This is a genomic window from Paenibacillus sp. NMA1017 (assembly GCF_058895805.1).
On sequence record NZ_JBZXYR010000003.1, the window covers coordinates 522,319 to 541,958 of the forward strand.

Genomic DNA, 19,640 nt, shown 5'->3' on the forward strand with positions numbered 1-19,640 from the left:
GTTGTCGGAAAGGAGGGAACTGGTTTGGCATGGATTGAAAGCCATCAAGGAACCGATAGACACCCAAAAACACGCAAATTATGCCGAAAACTTGGAATCTCCGTTCCGACGGCTGTCGGACATTTGCATATGTTTTGGTGGTGGGCGATGGATTTTGCGCCGGACGGTGATTTAAGCAAATATGGTGCAGAGGATATAGCAGATGCAATTGAATGGGATGGTGATCCTGAGCTGCTTTACGCTTCCATGATTGAGTCTAGGTTTATTGACAAAACCGAGACAGGGAGCGTGATTCACGACTGGTACGTATATGCTGGCAAGTTAATAGAGAGCCGGGCAAAGGATGCGGCGAGAAAGAAAAATGATCGTGATAAGAAGAAAGCTGCCGCTAATTCGTCCGTTGTACATCCACCGGACGTCCAGCGGACGGACGAAGGACAGCGGTCGGAGTCCACCCGTGACCTTAACCCTAACCTAAACCATAACCAATATAAAGATAAAGATTCTTGTCCCGAACCGCCTCCGGCTGGTCAGGACGAGGACCCACCAACGGGAAAGGGAAAGAAGCCTGATAAATACGGACCTGACAACAAGTATTACAACATGGCTGTGTATTTCAAGGCGAAGGTCGATGCTATGGCAAAAGGCGAAGGTATCGAGCATCTTACAGCCCGGAGCAATATGCAGACTTGGGCAGATGACTTCCGTAAGCTGGTGGAGCTGGACAAGCATGAAGACGAGCACCTTATTATGTCGGTAATGGATTGGGTAGTCACGGATAATTTTTGGTGCAGGAATGTGCTAAGTGCAGAAAGCTTTCGCAGGCAGTTTGGGAAATTGGTATTGGCTATGCGTAAACCACCCCGGCCTGCTGGTAGAAGTGATAAGCAGCCCATACCTATTGTGCAAACACCATCGTCAGTTACAGAGCCGGAAGTATCTCAGGAAGAATTGGACGAGCTAATGCGACTTGCTGAGAGGATGGAGGCAGGCAAACAAGGGGGCGTGCTCCGGTGACACCCTCAGCGTATATGGCAAGCCAACAGGAAAAGCGTCTCCGTCAAATATGTTAAACGAGCTGCTTGATTATGATATTCGGATCGTTGCCGAGTTGGAGTTATTAAAACGGAAAACTGGAAGGGGTAGCAACATGACGTTGTACGGAAACAGGGGAATGGGTTTTGAAAACATGATTGAGCTTTCCAATCAAATGTATGAGCAACGCAATCTAGCTCTTATAAATAAGCGTCCTACGCCTATTAAGGTCACCAAGAGTAAGGGTGGAAAGGTTCTGGCAGGATACTTTGAAAAGCCATCTACCGTGGATTATGACGGATCTTACCGGGGCCGGGCGGTTGCCTTTGAAGCAAAGTCAATTAAGGACATGACACGCTTCCCACTCAAGAATTTGGAAGATCATCAATTCGAATATTTGGAGCGCAGCCACCGGATCGGGCGAGCTATCAGCTTCTTGCTTATTGAATTTACCAAGCGCAGGGAGACATTTCTTTTGCCCTTCCAATCTCTTATCGGGTTTTGGAGTGAATACAAAGGTTCGGGTGCTAAATCAATAGCTTTAGAGGATCTTGAAATTTACGGGTATTTGGTACCGAGCGGACGTGTTCCCGTGGACTATTTACAGACTGTCGATAACATTTGGTTTTCTGAAAAGACACAGCAACCAAAAAGAGAGGATGGATAAATATGTTTACAGAAACGGAAGAACGTAAAATTTTGCGTGAAATTGGTTATGCAGACATACTCCTTGAAACCATGACAGACCAGGATTGCGAAGCTGAATTGCAGGAGATTCCTTACAATGCATAGGGAGGCAGGCATGAACCGCAAAGACACTTTGCAAGCGATAAGCAGGTTATTTGATCAGAAGTGTTCCAATTGCACAGTGCGTGATGAATTTAACCGTAAATATGGTAACGTCACATCCAAATTGGATAAGCATTGTAAATTAGTATGCCCCGTAGGTAAGCAGCTTCAGGAGTATGGCAAGCACCTCAATACAAAAAGGGCGGTGTTTGAAATTGGTTAAGATCAGGATTTTTGAATTGGAAAAAAGCCTCAGAGCAGTTGCTGGGAGTGACCTTGAGATATCGCTTGAGGCAGTGAATAAAACTGAATATTTGCTTTCATTAAATCCAGAAATTAATAGGCAGATTAAAGATTATGAGTGTGTCGCAAAGTCCACTGCTTTCCTCAAACACAAGCGCTCGGAAATATATCATTTTTACAAAATTCTATCCAAGCTTATACAAACATCTATTCAAAATACATTAAATCCATACGAGCGGACCATATTGGAATTGCTATTTGTGAAAGGTATGAAATATCGTGATGCTCAAATGTATATGGAGAAGGGCTACCGTAGTGATATTTACCCTATCAGCGCAACAACGTTTGCAGATCGTAGGAGAAAAGCAATTAAAAATGTGGCTCAAAGCTTTCAGATAATCGGTGTATTGGAATTGGTCCACAAGAAAAATGAATGTGAAAAAGAAGAATTCCATTTGAAAGTAATTTGATAGTAACGGTTCGTAATCAAGAATGAATATTGTCAAAATCCGTGTAAATTATTCCAAAAAATATTTCAAGGGAGATTGATAAAAATGGCATGGTTTAGAATGAGCGTCAAAAATGGGCAAGCCACTGGCGAATTGGAAATGGATCAAGCAACGAGTAAGAATGCGAAGTCGGTCATTATTGGGTTCTTTGGAGCACTTGGGTTTGTACCAACAACTCCAACGATTGAAGTACGAGAATCTTCGGCACAGGCGGTTGTGAATAGCACGATTAAATCAGCAGAAACGGTCCGTACAATCCAAAAGGAGGTTGCTGCTGAGAAACTGGCCGAACGAATTAACCATCCTTCTGTTTCTAGAAAAATTCCTGCCCTTCTCAATTCAGAACGAACATTGAACACAAATGTCGGTGAGAAAGTACAAAAGGCACTTGATGAAGCTTCACAGGCTGGAAGTGAGCCGGAATGGTATAAAACAGGCATTAAGTATAAAGAGGGGATACCGCACTATAAAACGCGTTACTATTGCAAAAATCCTGAATGCTTGGACAGGGGGGCGCGGTATATCCCTGAAGGCCAGGCAGAAATTGAATGCAGAAACTGTGGTCAAAGTTTATCAGTTCATGCAGCAGCAGATGGCCATTTAGAGCGGGACGGCTGGGGGAATTTCTTCGTGGCAGATACGCCAGTTGAATCCTAATTGAAGTATCGGGGGGATACATTCCCCCTACTACCTATACTAAAGGAGCATGATCATGATTCATGACCTAAAGATACTACCGGATTACTTCCACGCTGTATGTACGGGAGATAAGCCGTTCGAAGTGCGGAAAAATGATCGTCCTTACCAATGCGGTGATTTGCTCAAGCTCAGGGAGTGGACACCAGATGCCGGATACACTGGCAACAGCACACATGTAGAGGTTACGTACATCCTGTCCGATCCTGCCTATGTAAAAGATGGCTTTGTAATCATGGGCTTGAATATAGCCCCGTAATTTATACCAAAGGAGAGATATACAGATGGCAAATGATAAATTAGAAATTTTGAACAGTATTGTTGTAGAAGATTGGTCTTCTATGGGGGATACAATCGAATATATCTATGTTGGAAGTACCGAAGAAAACGTTAATAAGCTGCTGCAAATTGGAGCAAACATGAATGATATTGAGAATAACACGGATTATGAAAACCAACAGATTGATATTTCACCTTTTGCCTTCCGCTTGGTTGATGCCGATTGGTTTGATGATGATCATGGGTTCTGGAAGAAAACAATTATAACGACTGAAAAAAATATTGTATTGAATCCAGACCAAAAGGCAGTTGCTCTAAAATCAACAAAGGATTTGTTCTTTGTAGCTAAACAGCTTCATGAGTGGATAAACACTGATAGCTTATCCCAAGAAATGGCCGGAATACTTCCGAGTCTTGTCGAGAGCCATTTTGCTGATATTTCCAAGCTGCTGAATTATGAAAGTGTGCTCACACGAGAAAAAGAAGAGCGGCACAGATTAATACGGGAAGCCAATGGACGTATTCGTGAACTAGAAAGACAAATGGGAGAAAACAAACCTGTCGATGGTCTGAAAGAACAACTAAGGCATCTTGCCGATACTGTATCTGATTGGTGGAATAATCACGGGTTTCATCATGTGTCAGATGAAGTCTTTACAGAAAATGGACACTATAAAGCTAGATTTTGCTTCATGCTTGAGTATATTTCTACGTTTAGTGACACTCCAGTAACGGACAAAAGAAATCGCAAAGAACGGCTTCAAGAACTTAAAGAGGAAGGATATGACATTATCTATGAAGATGGGGACCGTTCCCCAAAATTGATAGACAACGATAACAACCGTCAGCGCCTAATAGAGCTGATAAAGGGCCGCTTTCCTTCGGCGGAAATCGTAAGGACTAGGAATTACAATTCTCGTCGGAGCGGGTTGTACACCTTTCGGGATGTTGAAGTATACATCTATAACCTTCACGATATTCCTGCATCCCTAGGAGAAGATGGCAATGAGGTATTTTAAAATCATGGACAATGGAGAGGTTCTTGGGCTTTTTCAGACTGGCAGTCCGGCTTACATTGCTTATTACACGCGCAGACTCCATCCGCTATCCGTCGCGGAAATCAAAAAGGGAGAATATATCGAATTGGTTTTACAAGGAGGGACCAACAATGAAAATTGAATGGAAAATGTCTATCGGCTATCCCGGAGCATGTAGAGAGGGAACAGTAGAAATAGATGATGAAGATGTGAAAGGTATGAGTAGGGAACGAATTGATTCAGCGATAGACGAGGCTATATGGGAAGATGCCTCGCAGTATGTGGATGCCTACCCAACCAACACGGCCGAAATCAAAGAGGCTATAAAAAGGCTGATCAGAGGTAAGGAAAGTGGCTGAACAAATCGAGACTACAACTTATTGGGTTTGGACAGATAAAGCAGTACGGCTTAATAAGTTTCGTGATATAGAAGCAGGGGTTGCAGTATGGGAAAATTACCGGAAGCGTGCTCCTAAAAGATGGGTTGATGAAGGTTTGATTCAAGAAGCAACAGAGGCCTATCATGCTGATGGTCAGGTACAATGGGATTTTTGAACACAATAAAGCCCCCGCATCCTTGGCCGGGCGCACGGGGGCCTATTGTTATTCTTTCCTCAAACCCATTATAACATAAAGGGGAACGAGGGAATTGGCGATGGTATGGGGACAAGGGGAACTCTTTGCAAAAGCGACTAAACAGGAGATCCAGCGGACAAAGTTCCTGCTCGAAAAATATACAGATATGGTTGCACTTATGAAAGACTTTGAGCAGTTTGAGCAGGACCTTCAGCAAGTAGGTATTGATGGTGAAGCAGCTCGCCGCATTGATCAGACTGATTTGCATGCAGACAAGACAGCCAACGCCACGATTCTAATCGAGAAGCAGCGTTGGGTTTACAGCAGGTACGACTTTTATACGAGGCAGCTTCGCCGGGCGCACGGTTTGATTAAGGATGATGATGTCCGTAAAGCGATTGAGTACCGATATATTCAGGGCTATACCTATAAAGAGACATTACTTTTCTTCCGTCGTAGTCTCAGCGACAGCACTATCCGACGCAAGATGAGTGAGGGAGCTGAGAGCATAGCGAATACGTTGAAGCTTATGGGCTTCTTCGAGCAAGACGACGCGGAATTTTAAACTTGTATAAAAAGCCGGCGAAAGAAACTCTCGCCGGCAACATATTTATTCTGGGAAAATCCGTCTGCAAGCAATCCTTGCTGCTGGCAGACCAGTTCCTGCACCAATCGCAGCACCCGCTACACCACCAATTGCAGAGCCAGCAGCAGCAGCAGCAGCAGATGCAATTATAACACAGTCATCGAAGTCTCCATCAGGATGTTCCCCATGATATGAAGCGGCAGCGTCTTCTGCAGCATCTTTAATAGCTTCCTTAATTCCTTCAGTCAAGTTATCAAACGGGTTCAAATCTGAGGGAATGTTTCTTCTTACGGAATCTCTTAACCAACTCAAGGTAATTCCTCCTCGTTAGCATTTTTTTGTTGTACTCATTTATTATTAACATGTGAGTTTGGTTATATTCGGGATGTAATTTTGACCATAAAATGAGCACAACGTGAACGTAAACTGCCCCTAAGTTGAACACCACATGACGGTTTCCCCATGATATAGTGATAGCGTGGAAATGAAGGGAACAAGTAAAGGGCTGGCAAATGCGCCAGTCCTTTTTTGTTTCCTTTTTTCTAACTCATAAATCAGGAGGAATTTATTTATGTCTTTAAAACCACGTTTCGCATTTTTGAGTAAGGACGGCATTCTGCGCTTGCACGATGAGGAACACGCCGCACAACATGGCAAGCACGTTCAAACATCGTTAACCGATGATGAGAGCGGCTATCCAGTCGTTGAAGGTCAGGGCGTTGTGTATTATGCCAATGAGGACAAAGCTTACGTCAAGGGCAACAAAGGTGACGGCCAACTCATTCCAACACCGTTGATGCTCAAGCAGCTTGCGGCCGAACTTCTTTAATGCTTTCCCGACTCCGGTCGGGTTTTTGACGTAAACAGGCTAATTTGTGGTTCGATTCCACACTACGTCATAATGATATTTGAATAAATTGTATCCTTGTCGTTTGATATCTAGTATGATATATTATATCTAGGACGATATCACACGTCCGATATCAAACAGAGAGGAATTAAATAATTTATGGCAGAAATTATCAATTACGCAACACCGAAAGGAAACTCCGAGGTAGAGAAGGCTATTATACAATTAAGCGATAAAGCCGAGAATGGCAATAAGCAGGCTGGTCGTGAATTGGATGATATCTTTTATACCTTGGAGCGATTCGAGGATGGGATGCCACATTCAAGGCAATTAAGAGGCCAGCTCTATGAGTTACGACCCGGAAAATACCGAATTCTATATTTCCGTTGGCAAGGTAAACTGGTGCTACTTACGATGTTTAGGAAGAGTACCCAGCAAACCCCGGTTCATGAAATTGACCGTGCCGAGGCTAGAATGAAGGATTGGGTAAACCGTTACGGTAAGTAACTACTGTGGTGGAGGCTGGTGGTACAGCCTCCAAAATCCCACTTAATGGAGGTGAGAACATATTGGAAGATAATGAATTTAAAACTTGGTCTAACCTTAAGAAAAAATTGACCTATAAAACTGATCATGAAAAGAAAGTCATTACTGAAATGGCGCGTATGGTAAATACAATCGTTAAAAGACGTAAAGAGCTCGGACTTACGCAACGTGATGTAGCGGAGAGAGCAGGCATTACGCAGGCCCAAGTGGCGCGATTGGAAACTTCAACCTCTGTGCCATCCATCGAAACTGTGATCAAAGTTGGTATAGCACTTGACCTCACAGTTGGATTCAAAGAATCCTCTGAGGAGCAAGCTGCATACAGACTCGTTCAGGTATGACTTTTAAGGTGTAATGAGTAATTTGATATTTCTGCCATAAAATATCAGGGGAGCCGATAAGGCTCCTTTTTCTTTTGTACATAGAGTCGCCAAATGGCGGCTTTTTTTATTTCTCAGAAAGGGTGATAACAATGTTAAATTTTGGACAAGCATTAGAAGCTTTAAAGGCTGGTAAGAAGGTAGCGCGTGCAGGATGGAACGGTAAGGGGATGTGGGTTGTGCTAATGCCATCTTTGAAGTTGCCTCCGCACTCTACACAGAAACCTGGACCGAAAGTAAACGATCGCACAGCGAAGCACATTGGAGTAGACACACCACTGGACTCCCAACCGTACATCGCCATGTGGACTGCTGCAAGACAATGGCAACCGGGGTGGCTTGCTTCACAGGCTGATATGTTGGCTGAGGATTGGCAGGTAGTTGAGTGATGGCACTGTCTCAAAAGGGACCGGGATTGTTCGTAAAGCTACACATACCCAATCTTGACATTCACAATGCAACTCATGAGGAGGTACAGGTAATGCCAAATGCAAACATTGTTGATCACATCGGTAGCAAGGTGACCGTATGGACGAAGGACGGTAACGCCGCAGAGAACCGGACGCTGCACACAGTAGACGACTTTGGCGTTGTTATATCGAACCAGCACGGCAAGCAAACCTTTATACCGTGGGGTCAAGTAAAATATATTGACTATCCGCAGGAAACTGGTCCAGCAATGGTGATCGGCAAGCCATTGAGTGTAGACGAATTGAATATGCGTAAAGGTACAGAATCATTGAAGATTACTCCATTGGAGGATGTTTCTACTTCTGTATTGCCTAAACGTTCAGAGAGGGAATGGTTCTGGAAAATATTTGATTCACTTTCCACGAAACTTTTATCTGAAGAGTTGAGCAAACGAAAAGGCGTACAGACCTACCAACTGAGTCCAAGTGAATTAATGAGTTTAGAGCAAGGTGGGGGTATTCGTACATTGAGCGGCCCCGCTATCGTGCTTTTCAATCAAGACTAATGAACAAGTACACACCTAAGCTGCCCCCAGTGCCTGTAATCTCCAAACAGCAACCAAAGGAGTGTAGAGGATGCCCGTGGGGGGAGTGGACAGGTAGTAAGCAGTATTGTGGACGTGGGAAGTGTCAGAGGGAGGGTGCGAAGAAATGAGGCTGTGTATGAGGCACTGAATGCGTCTAAGAGCCAGCGGTTCCCCCTACTATAGTGCAAAACCAACTCAAACAACCAGCGCAACCAAACCGGGGGTGGTGACATGTAACTATGAACTGGGAAGAGATCAGAAATGAGTACGAAAATACTGATATCTCCTTATCGGATCTTGCCACTAAACATGATGTGAAGTACCCGACAATCAAGAGTCGGAAGCAGCGGCAAGGATGGAGTAAGGATGCATCCTCCAGAACAAAAGATGCATCCAATGTAAAGAAAGATGCATCCAAAAAGCGGCGTGGTCCTCCTAAGGGGAATCGTAATGCAGCGGGTCATGGTGCTCCCGAGGGTAATCAGAATGCTGTAGGGAATAGTGGTGGTCCCGGTGGGCCAGAGAGGAACGACAAAGCTGTTACTCACGGTTTCTTTCGTAAGTTTCTGCCGGACGAAACCGCAGAGATTATGGAGCAGATAGAAAACCGTTCCCCCCTGGACATGATGTGGGATCAAATTACACTCAAGTATGCTGCCATACTGCGGGCGCAGCCGATTATGTATGTCAAGGATCAGGACGACATAACTAAGGTGGTTAAGAGGTCAAAGCTGTTCACTAACGACAAGATGGACAGTGAAGACACGGAACACGAAATTCAATTTGCTTGGGATAAACAGGCAACGTTCCTGACCGCCCAAAGCCGTGCTATGGGTAGGTTACAGAGCTTGATCAAACAATATGAGGAAATGTGTCGTCTGACCCAAGCAGATGAAGAACAACGGCTACGTATTGAAGTGCTGAAAGGCAAGGTCAAGGCACTTGAAAAAGACGCCCCTCCTGATGAGAAAGAGACGGAAGATGGATTTATGGCCGCTTTGAAATCCGAGGCAGCTCAGGTATGGGCTGATGAAGAGTAAAGCGCCTAAATTTAATTGGAGGCCATTCTCTCGAAAACAGAAACGGGTACTTACATGGTGGTTGCCTGAATCCTCTGTGCATGATAAGGATGGCATTATAGCAGATGGAGCGATACGGAGCGGTAAAACGCTGTCCATGTCCTTTTCATACGTTATATGGGCTATGAGCACCTTTGACCAGCAAAACTTTGGGATGGCTGGTAAGACTATAGGCAGTTTCCGGCGTAATGTGCTGTTCTGGCTAAAGCTTATGTTGAGATCCCGTGGTTATCGGGTGCATGACGCCCGCAGTGATAACCTGGTCACCATATCCAAGGACGGCAAGGAAAACTATTTCTATATTTTTGGCGGTAAGGATGAAAGCTCTCAGGACTTGATTCAGGGTATCACGCTGGCGGGGATGTTTTTCGATGAAGTGGCCCTGATGCCAGAATCATTCGTCAATCAGGCTACTGGTCGGTGTTCGGTGGATGGCTCTAAATTCTGGTTTAACTGCAACCCTGACGGCCCGTACCATTGGTTCAAGACCGGATGGATTGATAAGGTAACGGAAAAGTCTTTGCTGCATCTTCATTTCACGATGGAAGATAACCTGTCACTGTCAGAACGTATCAAAGCTAGATACCGAGCTATGTATAGCGGTGTGTTCTTTAAGCGCTATATATTGGGCCTGTGGGCGATGGCGGAAGGCGTTATTTATGACATGTTCGACGAGGATATCAGTGTTAAGAAGCCGGAAGAACTGCCACAGGAGTTCTCCAAATACTATGTAGGCGTTGACTACGGTCACACCAATGCTACTGTGTTCCTGTTATTCGGGGAACAGGATAAGAAACTGTATCTAATCAAGGAATATTACCATTCGGATCTGACTTCCCCCAAAGCGCCAAGTGATTACGCCAGAGACTTTCTGGAGTTCATTGCAGGGATCGACAATATCAAGAAGATATTTATTGATCCAAGCGCCAAGGGTTTCATAACAGAACTGAAAAAGATGGGTGTACGGAGGATTGAAGAAGCAGATAATGACGTGCTTCCAGGTATTGAGTCCGTGGCCGTATCCATAAAGGAACAGGAGCTCTTTGTATCCTCACAATGCCGTGAGACGATCAAAGAGTTTTTTAGTTACATTTGGGATGCTAAGGCGTCTCAAGATCGGGGCGAGGATAAGCCAGTCAAGAAGCATGACCATGCTATGGATGCTTTGCGGTATGTAGTCTATACCGTGCTTGGTAAGCCGCGTCGTTCGAGATTCTTTACGTAAGGGGGTGAACACTATTGAAAGCTGAGGAAGCCAAACCGCAAGCCAAGGCTAAATCAGCCGTTATCCTGCCCAATCAGAATTTGAGTGTGGGTGGCACGCGTACAAAGCCGTCCCTGCTGCCATTTGCCACACTACGGCAGATGGCTAAGGTCCCGGCCATAGCAGCTATCATCAATACGCGGCTGAATCAGGTGGCCCGTTTTGCACGTAGACCCCGCTTTGATGGAGACTTAGGGTTTCGTATCGGCCTCAAGAACCCTCAACAGACGATGAGCAAGGCGGCGCAGGCGGTGGCATTTGAGCTGGAAGAGTTTTTCTTGCGCACTGGGAACTGGGATAATCCGTTGAGGAAAGACAACTTTAACAGCTTCTTACGGAAGATTACACGGGATACGTTGACGATGGATGCAATGGCATGGGAGAACGTCTTTACGCGGGCTGGAGACATTACAGACCTGTTTGCCGTGGATGCTGCCACTATAGAACTGCTGCCGACAGCCCCAACGTCAGAAATATTCCTGCCCGCCCCATATATGCCCGTTACGGCTCAGGGACACCTAGAGCCTATTGCCTATGTGCAGCGAGTGGATGGACGGATAACGGCTGAATATACACGTCATGAGCTGTCCTATGGCATCCGTAACCCGCGTACCGATGTGGAATATTCCGACTTCGGTATGTCTGAGCTGGAAACGCTGGTTGAGATCGTCACGGGGATTATGAATGGTGTCCGATACAACACGACATATTTCTCTTATAATTCCTTGCCGCAGGGCGTGCTTGAGGTTATCGGTAAATATGAGGAAGAGGACATTGAAGGATTTAGCCGTCATTGGCAAACGCTGACGGATGGGCCGCAGGGTAAATGGTCGGTGCCAGTCATGGCAATGGAAGAGGGGAGCGGCTTCAAGTTCACCCCATTTAAGAGCAGTAACCAGGACATGCAGTTCAATGAGTTCCTAGAATTCCTGTTCAACCTTGCGGCGGCAGTTTATCAGATTGACCCCAACGAAGTCGGTTTTAAAAGCTGGACCAGTAGCACCAGCATGAGCCAAAGCGACAACACGGCTGAAAAAATGGACTCCAGTAAGGATAAAGGGTTTATCCCGCTCATGTATTTCTTATCTGATTCATTGAATACGAATGTTCTGGACGTTATCGCCCCTGAGTTTGCTTTATATTGGGCGGGCCTGGATGATGAATCTGAGGATAGGAAGGCAGAGCGATTAAAAAACGACATTGACTCCGGTGTACTGACTATTGCAGAGGTACGTAAGCAAAGAGGTCTTGAGGTTCCACCCGATGCTACTTGGATGCACGCTCCAGCTAATGCAGTCCTTATCCAAGCATATATGGCAGAGAAGCAAGCTGCTGCTGAAGCTGTGGACGAAGATCCGCCGGACAATTCGAATAAGGGTGATCCGAAAAAGGATGATGAAGAGGAATCGTTACAAAAGTCTTTTGAGCTGGATATAACGTGGGAGGGGTATTGATGCCAAAGCTAAAGATTAATCTACCGCCCGCCCTACGTTCTTTCAGGCTGGAGGATAAGCGGCTAGTAATGGAGACATTATCCAAGGCTCTTGAGCTGCCATCCCATCGGGAAAGCGGCGGACGTAGCATGTGGGAGCGGTCAGACGATCCTTTGATTGCTCAATTGGAAGATGATTTTTATTCGGAGTTGGACGCGGAGACGCAGGAGGCTATTGCGGAGATTGTTGTACTGTTGGGATTGCCCGTAGATGATATTCAGAAGTCGAAAGACGGCAAGAATGCCATAATCGAATGGATTAAGAAGCTACGGAGCAAACGCGGCCTATTCAAAAGGGTTATAGAGCGCGGTAAAGACTCCTTTGCGGTCATTCGGAAGATTGACGACACTATTCGTTCCAAGTTTAAGAATCTGGACAAGCTGGCTGAAAAGTATATTGTCCGAGCTGCTTTACTTGGAAGACTCCGTATAGAGGCTGAGAAAGCCAATTTGGTCCTTACTGCTGCAATCATTAGCAAGCTGCCTGACACCATTAAAGCGGCCATAAAAGACCCGTTTCCTTTCTCTCTTTGGGACGGCGAAGCTGAGGGGCAGGAGGAAATTGTATCCCTTTCCCCGCTGGAGATCCGCAGTATGGAATATTCCGTGTTGCACACGGCTGAGAAGATAACGCAGATATCAGATAAACACCGGGCCGGAGTCAAGGAACTTGTAATACAGAGTCAAAAGGAGCGCTGGGGAGCGAACAAGCTATCTCAAGCGCTCTTTGACGTATATGGGGACCAAAACCGGGACTGGCGGCGTGTGGCGATTACAGAGCTTGCCATGTGTACAAACGATGCTTTTTTGGCGGGCTGTCAGGAAGGCGATATTGTCCAGGTCGCTACTGTGCCGGGTACATGTAGGCACTGTCAACGGCTGCTGGAGGGCAAGACATTTATCGTCTCCCACAAAGCAGGCAACGGTGATACTCATATCTGGCCCGGTAAGAGCAATAAGGGGCGAATAACAGCCAATTGGTGGCCCTGTGTGCCGCTCCATCCTCATTGTCGGCATAGGTGGTTTAGAGTACCGGGAAGAAGCCGGGGGAGGTGAACAAGCGATGAAACCAACAGTAGGACGCAATGTCCACTACAAGGACACGGAAGGTAAGACACTTGCTGCGGTGGTGGTCTACGTAAATCCTGATACAACCGGAATGGTGAACTTGGCCGTGTGGAATGAATTCGGTAAGCAGTTCAACGCATTGAACGTTTGCCAAGGAAATGGGCTGGAACAATGGAACTAGCCCCCACGTTCGTAGAAAGGAGTGATTTGGCTTGGAGGAAACTAAAGACACTTTCCGCCTATTTGTTCCGTTAGAAAAGTCGATAGAAATGGATGCCAACGGTGATTACATCGTTCAAGGGATCATATCCAGTGACGATACGGACGCGCAGGCAGATAGTATCTCTCCAGACGGAATGGATACATCTTATTTTCTCGAAAAGGGATGGATTAAGTGGGAACACGGTAATAGCCCCGATCAATTCATTGGAGAGCCGGAAGCTGTGCATGTTGGGAAGTTTAATCATCCCACCCTTAATAAATCGGTTAATGGCGTGTTCATCAAGGGCCGTTTATATGCGAATCGGGAAATGTCACTCAAGGCTGTTGTTGCTATTGAGGATTTACAAAAGTCCCATAGTACGCGGCGTGTCGGTTGGAGTATTGAGGGCGGTGTCGTCGAACGTGATCGACAGACCGGGAAAGTCATTAAGTCGGTACTGCGAAACGTTGTACTGACGATGAACCCAATTAACACTATGACGTATGCGGAATTAGTTAAATCTTTTAACAATATCAAGGAGGATGGCGAGATTATGGGAGATAATCAAAATCAAGAATTGGGCGCACAACTGGGCGGACTGGAAAAGTCGCTCACGCATCTTATCAAGCAGCAAGGGGAAAGCGTGGAGCTTATCAAATCACTCGAAACCAAAGTAGATGCGCTCAGCACTGAGAATGAGGAATTGCGTAAGTCGCTGAACGTGCCTCAAGGCCGTAAAAGCTTGATGGGGCAACGTGATTTGAATACGATCAAACGTCCAGACGGCAAGGAAATGAACAAAAAAGAAGTGCTGGAAGTGCTTAATAAGTCCTTTGAGACTGGCGATCTAGCGGCTAGTGAGGTTGTGCGTTATGAATTGGGGGCACCAATTCAAACTCTCAATTTGCCGTCTGTTGTTAAAGAAAAACTTGGGCTGTAGTTCAGCCTTTAGAATTGGAGGATAATGATATGGATTTGGAAAACTTGCAAGATGGCTTGGGTCAAATGTCTGTCGGTGACCTGGAGCAGTTAACAAAAGCGCTGGGGAGTGGTGTTGACGGTCCGGCATATGGAGACGGTTCTTTTGCTGACATGTCCGCCCTGCGTCCGCAATCACTTGAATCTACTCTTAGAGTCGTAACGGCCAAAGAGGAAAACTTGGTGTTCTGGCGCTCTATTAACAAATCAAAGGCCAATGGTCTTGTAGAAGAATTTAACGTCATGGATAGCTATGGTCAAGACGTAGACGCGTATATGGTGGAGGGCGGTGTACCAGTCGAAACCGATAGTAATTATATCCGTCAAACAGGCTTTGTTAAATTCTTTGGTACGTTGCGTAGAATTACTCTTCAGGCAATGCTTACCCAAACTGTCGGTGTGGGTGATATCAAAACCCGTGAAACCATGAACGGCACAATGACCGTTCTCCAACAAGTTGAGCGGGCAATGTATTACGGTGATAGCTCAAAGAATCCTTTAGCAATGGATGGATTGCTGGCGCTTGTTAAAAAGCATGTCATGGGCAAACCTTATGCATCCCAGCACATCATTGACCTTAAAGGTGGAGTCATTACCGAAAGTATCTTAGAGGATGCAGCAACGATTATAGCTGATAACTGGGGTAACCGTAGGCTTGATTTTCATATGTCGAATCAGGTCCACAAAGACTTTTCTAAATTGTATACTGGGCCAACTGGTCGTCAGCGGATTGTGAATCCGGGTGGAGAAATTATGATGGGCCAACCTATCCGTGGTTACGCGGCTAACTCAGCGAATATCACATTCTTGAATAACGTCTTTCTGAAACCGGAGGGAGCACCAAAACAAAAATCACAAAAGGATGCTCCGGCTATCCCGGTGCTGGATTCCGCCAAAGGTGTGGCTGATACTAATTCTACTGTGCCAGCAGGAACATATTACTATTTCATTAGCGCTAAAGGTAGAAAGGGCGAATCTGCCCCAGTACCAACGACAGCCATTGCGATTACTGACAAACAACGGGTTGAAATTACTATTCAACGGGTGGACTCTGGCGATGCAGATTTGAAAGCCAATAGTTACAAAGTTTATCGCGGGTACTCCAGTAATCCGGCTCAAGCATTATTCATGACTGAGGTTGCGGATAGCGGCAGCGATACAACACAGGTCATTGTGGACAATGGCGCTGATATTCCGGGTACAGAACATGCTTTCCTCATTGATAATGACGGTGAAAATGTTCTGCGCTTCAAACAGTTTGCCCCACTCATGAATTTGGCAATGGGGCGGGTAGATACATCCGATCGGTTCATGATACTTCTGTTTGGTATGTTACAAGTCTATAACCCGCGCCGCATTGTTGTGTTCAAAAACGTCGGGACCTTGGGCGAGAACAGCAATCGTCAAATTTTTGGTCCGTCTTACGATCAGGAAAGCTTTGGTACTATCAAACCAGTATTCCGTTAAGAGAGAGGTTAAACCTTTCTCTTTTCTTTTGGTCATTTTTAAATCCAAGTGAAGGAGATACGGCATGAAGATTATAAAAACAAGTGGTGAGCTGCCTGCTGTCGTCATTGTATTGGATCAGACAGTCGAATTTGATGATAAGGGACAGGCTGAGGTGGAGGACGAGATTGGGGAGGTACTTCTTCAAATTCCCGGCTACGAGGAATATAAGGAGAAGCCGAAAAAGGACCCTGTTCCAAAAGACGACGGCAAAAGCAAAAAGGATGATGCCAAGGCTGTGCAGGCCCCACCACCAGATGCTCAAGGGGCGGGTACGGCGACTCCAACTGAAAGTAAAGAATAATTATGGCGATTATACCTTACTACGAAGAGCATAAGGACCCGGATACTGGGGAGATAACCTATAGTTCTCCGGTTGGCCTACCTACTCCAGAAGAGGTGCGAAAACGCTGGTGTTACGGTCTTACGCTTGCTGATAAGTTCGGCCAGCCGATGGATGATAAGGATATACTGGGCTTCTTGATGGCGGCTGTAAAGGATACGGAGCGCCAATTGGGGATATTCCTCAAGCCTACAGTTATCCGCTGTAATGCAGAGGCACGGGAGCTGGTGCAGGGTGTGGATTACGAAGTGGAAGAACCGCCGTATGACTACGATGTACAGCGCTGGCGTAATTTTGGCTTTGTACAGCTCCGGCAGCGCTTTGCTTCCAAAATAGAGTCGTTCAAGTTGGTTACCTATGGCGGGCAAATAAATATTGACTTCATGCAGCACCAGGACTGGATTAAGTTGTATAAAAAGTCCTCTCAGCTACATGTAGTTACCAAGGGCGGGGGTGTGCCTGTGCTTGCTGGATATCCGGCTGGCTACAGCGCAGCCCCGTTTGCTATTGGCTTGCTTTCTCAGACGCCACAGGTGTTCCACATCGACTATACGGCTGGGTTGACCAAAGAGCAGCTAACGGAGGATATCCGGGCCGTAATCGGTAAGCAGGCGGCGGTATCTGTGTTAGGTGTTGCTGGAGACGCGGCAATGGCTGGTGTATCTGGCTACTCGCTCACCTTGGATGGAGTGGCAGAGTCCTTTACATCAACGGCATCTACTATTTATGGCAAGTATGCAGCGCACATCACACAGCTTCAGAAGGAAGTTAACGACTTTTTCAGCCCGACAGGGGGCGGCGCACGTACCAAAATGCGCGGCTTTACGATGGGAGGAATTTAAGTGGTTGATATTCAGCTTAACGGGCAAAAATTCGAAGACCTTATTGCGCGGCATGGCCGGGACGTAATGTGGCAGGAGTCTTTTCGGTGTTCCTGCTGCAATTTGGATAGTGGACAGCCAATGTATGGTTGCTCCATCTGTGGAGGCACGGGGTTTGTGTATGAACCGGCTATTAAATGCAGGGCGTTGATCCAGAGTGTTACCACAACCAAAGATTATTTGGCCTATGCCGGGATGTTTGAGGTGGGCGACGCTATTATGAGTGTTTCCGCCAATATGTTAAAGCGTACTGAGTCAGGCGGGTTCGATCTTTCAGGCCGGGAGCCTGTGCCTATGTTTAACATTGGATTTGGAGATATCGTGTCATTGATTGACGACGAGGTAAAAACGTCTGATATTCTGGCACGAGGAACCGAGTTTCGTCAACGCCCGCCGGATACATTGCTGAATCCCAAGGTAACAAAGGTGTTATCTATCCGCCGACACGATCCAGACACAGGCACGGTAACGCAGTACGTTGCGGGAGAGGATTACGAGGTTCAGGGGGCTACAATCCATTGGATGGGCAACCAGCCGCCAGAGGGGGCGCAGTACAGTGTAATGTACATGCATCGTCCGGTGTACACGGTGTATGCTGTGCTTCCGCGTCCACGGCACCAAAACGGGCAGGACCTACCGCGTGCAGTTGTACTCCGGTACTATCCGGGGGGTGTCCTCCGTGAACATGCTGTCAATTCAGGCTGACCTACCAGCATTGGATGATATCATTGCCCGCTTGTCTAATGGGCAGCAGCTACCCTTTACACGGGCTGCTGTTCAGGCAGCTACTACGGAGCTCATACAGGCCACATGGATTCAATATGCATCCGGTGCGCAAGTAAGCTTCAGCGGCGGTAATTTCCGTGTCGGGGTACAAACAGGTGATTATGTCCGCAGTATCCAGGACGGACTACGCTTCCCCGACGATCTGACCGGGGAAGTATTTACGACATCCGCCCACGGTGCAGCGATAGAGTCCGGCCAGGATGCCCGAGATATGAAACCATCCCTTCTAGCATCCCCCAAAGCGAAGACGGGAGCGAATGGCAAGAAGTATATCACGGTCCCGTTTCGCCACGGTACGCCGGGAGCTGCGACAATGCCCGCCATGCCCAAGTCAATATATACACAAGCCCGGAGCCTTAGTTTTAGCCGGGTTCTTTCGCCTTTGCCGACACGTTCGTACAGTTGGGGCGGACGGATAAAAGAGGACGACACGGGCAAGCGCAGCCATGTTGGGGAGCATCCAGGTGCAGGATATACATGGAAGGCTGGTAAGTATCAAGGACTTGTCAAGATGGGCCAGCCTGGACATACGCAGTACCTTACGTTCCGGCGGTTGTCTGAGAACTCCAGTAAAAAGAGCTGGATGCGTCCGGCAATCAAGCCTAAACCGATCCGGCAGGCGGTTATTGAAAACACACGGGATCAGGTACAGGAAATGATTGTACAGGGCTTTCAACAAGATCTGGCCGCTATGGGCTTGGGAGGCGATTAATGAAGTGGAGTTTAATAGTGTTGATGTAAAAGAGGAACTGCTACAGTTTTTGAAAACAGGTTTTAAAGATGCCAAGGTCAGAATGAACGTACTAAAGTCTGACCCTCAGACGGATGCTGAATTACCGTGTGTAGGCATTAACCGGGTTTCCGACAGTGAAGCAGCTCATATCATGGGCGACTATGGCGGGAGTGACTTCGACAGGGACAACCTGCAGTATACAGAAATCCATAGCACGCACTTTCAAGAAAGTATGGAAGTGCGTATTTGGCATACCAACGCAGACGAGCGGGAGCGGGCATACAGGATATTAAAGGCTCTGCTTATGCTGTTTCGTCCAGTAGCAGTAGGAAAGGGCATCCTGAACTTTTCTATGGAGGCGGGCAAGGACGAGAGCGATTTTTCGGGGCAAGTAACCCCGTTTCCGGTTTACTGGGCTAGCATTGTTATCTCATACATTAATCCGCTGGACGTTCAAACGTCCGAGCACGTGGATGCAATCAGTGGATTTACAGCGAGGGGAGGTGTAAGCATTGGCGGATGAAGAGAAGAAAGACGAGCAAAGTACACCAGTTCCGGCCCCGGCCTCAGTCCCCAAACCTGAGCCAGTCAAAAAGACGGAGCCTGTTCCTATGTCGGTAACGCTAGATGATTATTTATCCCGTGTGTCCGTGCATAGAGGGCTGGTAGCCAGCTTTCGTTATGAGGCACGCAGCAAGCCGGAATTGCTGCAAGACAAGACGGACGAGCAATGGGCGAAAGCCTTTAAGCAGCAGTCCGAAACGCAATATGATTAGGAGGTAAAC

31 protein-coding genes are annotated in these 19,640 nt (G+C 46.7%); 30 read left to right on the forward strand and 1 reads right to left on the reverse strand.

Features of this window, described 5'->3' with window-relative positions; genetic code table 11:
• Positions 1 to 24: 24 nt before the first annotated feature.
• The 12 genes from AC5ELV_RS11190 (at position 25) to AC5ELV_RS11245 (ending at position 5,729) form a co-directional block, all read left to right on the forward strand.
• Positions 25 to 1,017, forward strand: a complete 993-nt coding sequence (locus tag AC5ELV_RS11190; protein ID WP_493430242.1) for a phage replication protein O — start codon at positions 25 to 27, stop codon at positions 1,015 to 1,017.
• Positions 1,018 to 1,150: 133 nt separating this feature from the next.
• Positions 1,151 to 1,702: a Holliday junction resolvase RecU gene (locus tag AC5ELV_RS11195; protein WP_493430243.1), complete on the forward strand. Its 552-nt coding sequence runs from the start codon at positions 1,151 to 1,153 to the stop codon at positions 1,700 to 1,702.
• A 2-nt stretch (positions 1,703 to 1,704) separates the two neighbouring features.
• Positions 1,705 to 1,827, forward strand: coding sequence for a hypothetical protein (locus tag AC5ELV_RS11200; protein ID WP_493430244.1), 123 nt, complete (start codon positions 1,705 to 1,707; stop codon positions 1,825 to 1,827).
• 10 nt (positions 1,828 to 1,837) lie between these two features.
• The gene (locus AC5ELV_RS11205) at positions 1,838 to 2,047 is read left to right on the forward strand and encodes a zinc-finger domain-containing protein (RefSeq protein ID WP_493430245.1); all 210 of its coding nucleotides are present in this window, start codon (positions 1,838 to 1,840) and stop codon (positions 2,045 to 2,047) included.
• On the forward strand, positions 2,034 to 2,537 hold the full coding sequence (locus tag AC5ELV_RS11210) for a hypothetical protein (protein WP_493430246.1): 504 nt from the start codon (positions 2,034 to 2,036) through the stop codon (positions 2,535 to 2,537). The genes AC5ELV_RS11205 and AC5ELV_RS11210 overlap by 14 nt, the downstream gene beginning before the upstream one ends.
• Before the next feature lie 84 nt (positions 2,538 to 2,621).
• A complete protein-coding gene (locus AC5ELV_RS11215) occupies positions 2,622 to 3,233 on the forward strand; it encodes a hypothetical protein (protein ID WP_493430247.1) in 612 nt (203 codons plus the stop codon).
• A gap of 55 nt (positions 3,234 to 3,288) precedes the next feature.
• Positions 3,289 to 3,531, forward strand: a complete 243-nt coding sequence (locus AC5ELV_RS11220; RefSeq protein ID WP_493430248.1) for an ASCH/PUA domain-containing protein — start codon at positions 3,289 to 3,291, stop codon at positions 3,529 to 3,531.
• A gap of 25 nt (positions 3,532 to 3,556) precedes the next feature.
• Positions 3,557 to 4,570 (forward strand): hypothetical protein, encoded by a 1,014-nt coding sequence (locus AC5ELV_RS11225; protein ID WP_493430249.1) that lies wholly within the window; start codon positions 3,557 to 3,559, stop codon positions 4,568 to 4,570.
• The gene (locus AC5ELV_RS11230) at positions 4,557 to 4,730 is read left to right on the forward strand and encodes a hypothetical protein (RefSeq protein ID WP_493430250.1); all 174 of its coding nucleotides are present in this window, start codon (positions 4,557 to 4,559) and stop codon (positions 4,728 to 4,730) included. The genes AC5ELV_RS11225 and AC5ELV_RS11230 overlap by 14 nt, the downstream gene beginning before the upstream one ends.
• The gene (locus tag AC5ELV_RS11235) at positions 4,720 to 4,947 is read left to right on the forward strand and encodes a DUF7167 family protein (RefSeq protein WP_493430251.1); all 228 of its coding nucleotides are present in this window, start codon (positions 4,720 to 4,722) and stop codon (positions 4,945 to 4,947) included. Before AC5ELV_RS11230 ends, AC5ELV_RS11235 begins: the two co-directional genes overlap by 11 nt.
• Positions 4,940 to 5,143: a hypothetical protein gene (locus AC5ELV_RS11240; RefSeq protein ID WP_493430252.1), complete on the forward strand. Its 204-nt coding sequence runs from the start codon at positions 4,940 to 4,942 to the stop codon at positions 5,141 to 5,143. Before AC5ELV_RS11235 ends, AC5ELV_RS11240 begins: the two co-directional genes overlap by 8 nt.
• A gap of 100 nt (positions 5,144 to 5,243) precedes the next feature.
• Positions 5,244 to 5,729, forward strand: coding sequence for a hypothetical protein (locus tag AC5ELV_RS11245; RefSeq protein WP_493430411.1), 486 nt, complete (start codon positions 5,244 to 5,246; stop codon positions 5,727 to 5,729).
• A 45-nt stretch (positions 5,730 to 5,774) separates the two neighbouring features.
• On the opposite strand, the gene AC5ELV_RS11250 is transcribed toward AC5ELV_RS11245, so the two are convergent.
• Positions 5,775 to 6,062 carry a hypothetical protein gene (locus AC5ELV_RS11250; RefSeq protein ID WP_493430253.1) on the reverse strand — a complete coding sequence of 96 codons (288 nt, stop codon included), beginning with the start codon at positions 6,060 to 6,062 and terminating at the stop codon, positions 5,775 to 5,777.
• Positions 6,063 to 6,321: 259 nt separating this feature from the next.
• Between AC5ELV_RS11250 and AC5ELV_RS11255 the strand changes: the two genes are divergently transcribed.
• The 18 genes from AC5ELV_RS11255 (at position 6,322) to AC5ELV_RS11340 (ending at position 19,631) form a co-directional block, all read left to right on the forward strand.
• Positions 6,322 to 6,579, forward strand: coding sequence for a hypothetical protein (locus AC5ELV_RS11255; protein WP_493430254.1), 258 nt, complete (start codon positions 6,322 to 6,324; stop codon positions 6,577 to 6,579).
• Positions 6,580 to 6,759: 180 nt separating this feature from the next.
• On the forward strand, positions 6,760 to 7,107 hold the full coding sequence (locus tag AC5ELV_RS11260) for a type II toxin-antitoxin system RelE/ParE family toxin (protein WP_493430255.1): 348 nt from the start codon (positions 6,760 to 6,762) through the stop codon (positions 7,105 to 7,107).
• A 62-nt stretch (positions 7,108 to 7,169) separates the two neighbouring features.
• A complete protein-coding gene (locus AC5ELV_RS11265; protein WP_493430256.1) occupies positions 7,170 to 7,487 on the forward strand; it encodes a helix-turn-helix domain-containing protein in 318 nt (105 codons plus the stop codon).
• Between the two features lie 131 nt (positions 7,488 to 7,618).
• Positions 7,619 to 7,915: a DUF2829 domain-containing protein gene (locus AC5ELV_RS11270; protein WP_493430257.1), complete on the forward strand. Its 297-nt coding sequence runs from the start codon at positions 7,619 to 7,621 to the stop codon at positions 7,913 to 7,915.
• A gap of 92 nt (positions 7,916 to 8,007) precedes the next feature.
• Complete coding sequence (locus AC5ELV_RS11275; protein WP_493430258.1) at positions 8,008 to 8,502, forward strand: BC1881 family protein; 495 nt, start codon at positions 8,008 to 8,010, stop codon at positions 8,500 to 8,502.
• Between the two features lie 260 nt (positions 8,503 to 8,762).
• Positions 8,763 to 9,563: a phage terminase small subunit gene (gene terS / locus AC5ELV_RS11280; protein ID WP_493430259.1), complete on the forward strand. Its 801-nt coding sequence runs from the start codon at positions 8,763 to 8,765 to the stop codon at positions 9,561 to 9,563.
• The gene (locus AC5ELV_RS11285; protein ID WP_493430260.1) at positions 9,553 to 10,827 is read left to right on the forward strand and encodes a PBSX family phage terminase large subunit; all 1,275 of its coding nucleotides are present in this window, start codon (positions 9,553 to 9,555) and stop codon (positions 10,825 to 10,827) included. Before terS ends, AC5ELV_RS11285 begins: the two co-directional genes overlap by 11 nt.
• A 14-nt stretch (positions 10,828 to 10,841) precedes the next feature.
• Positions 10,842 to 12,320: a phage portal protein gene (locus tag AC5ELV_RS11290; RefSeq protein WP_493430261.1), complete on the forward strand. Its 1,479-nt coding sequence runs from the start codon at positions 10,842 to 10,844 to the stop codon at positions 12,318 to 12,320.
• On the forward strand, positions 12,320 to 13,414 hold the full coding sequence (locus AC5ELV_RS11295) for a hypothetical protein (RefSeq protein ID WP_493430262.1): 1,095 nt from the start codon (positions 12,320 to 12,322) through the stop codon (positions 13,412 to 13,414). Before AC5ELV_RS11290 ends, AC5ELV_RS11295 begins: the two co-directional genes overlap by 1 nt.
• Positions 13,415 to 13,421: 7 nt before the next feature.
• Complete coding sequence (locus AC5ELV_RS11300) at positions 13,422 to 13,607, forward strand: hypothetical protein (RefSeq protein ID WP_493430263.1); 186 nt, start codon at positions 13,422 to 13,424, stop codon at positions 13,605 to 13,607.
• A 31-nt stretch (positions 13,608 to 13,638) separates the two neighbouring features.
• The gene (locus AC5ELV_RS11305; protein WP_493430264.1) at positions 13,639 to 14,568 is read left to right on the forward strand and encodes a hypothetical protein; all 930 of its coding nucleotides are present in this window, start codon (positions 13,639 to 13,641) and stop codon (positions 14,566 to 14,568) included.
• Positions 14,569 to 14,597: 29 nt separating this feature from the next.
• Positions 14,598 to 16,073: a hypothetical protein gene (locus tag AC5ELV_RS11310; RefSeq protein ID WP_493430265.1), complete on the forward strand. Its 1,476-nt coding sequence runs from the start codon at positions 14,598 to 14,600 to the stop codon at positions 16,071 to 16,073.
• A gap of 64 nt (positions 16,074 to 16,137) precedes the next feature.
• Positions 16,138 to 16,416: a hypothetical protein gene (locus tag AC5ELV_RS11315; RefSeq protein ID WP_493430266.1), complete on the forward strand. Its 279-nt coding sequence runs from the start codon at positions 16,138 to 16,140 to the stop codon at positions 16,414 to 16,416.
• Positions 16,417 to 16,418: 2 nt separating this feature from the next.
• A complete protein-coding gene (locus tag AC5ELV_RS11320) occupies positions 16,419 to 17,297 on the forward strand; it encodes a hypothetical protein (protein WP_493430267.1) in 879 nt (292 codons plus the stop codon).
• A complete protein-coding gene (locus AC5ELV_RS11325) occupies positions 17,298 to 18,041 on the forward strand; it encodes a hypothetical protein (RefSeq protein WP_493430268.1) in 744 nt (247 codons plus the stop codon). It abuts the gene before it with no gap.
• Entirely contained in the window at positions 18,016 to 18,834 is an 819-nt protein-coding gene (locus AC5ELV_RS11330) for a hypothetical protein (RefSeq protein ID WP_493430269.1), read from the forward strand. Before AC5ELV_RS11325 ends, AC5ELV_RS11330 begins: the two co-directional genes overlap by 26 nt.
• Before the next feature lie 4 nt (positions 18,835 to 18,838).
• On the forward strand, positions 18,839 to 19,378 hold the full coding sequence (locus AC5ELV_RS11335) for a hypothetical protein (RefSeq protein ID WP_493430270.1): 540 nt from the start codon (positions 18,839 to 18,841) through the stop codon (positions 19,376 to 19,378).
• Entirely contained in the window at positions 19,368 to 19,631 is a 264-nt protein-coding gene (locus AC5ELV_RS11340) for a hypothetical protein (protein WP_493430271.1), read from the forward strand. The genes AC5ELV_RS11335 and AC5ELV_RS11340 overlap by 11 nt, the downstream gene beginning before the upstream one ends.
• Positions 19,632 to 19,640 lie beyond the last annotated feature (9 nt).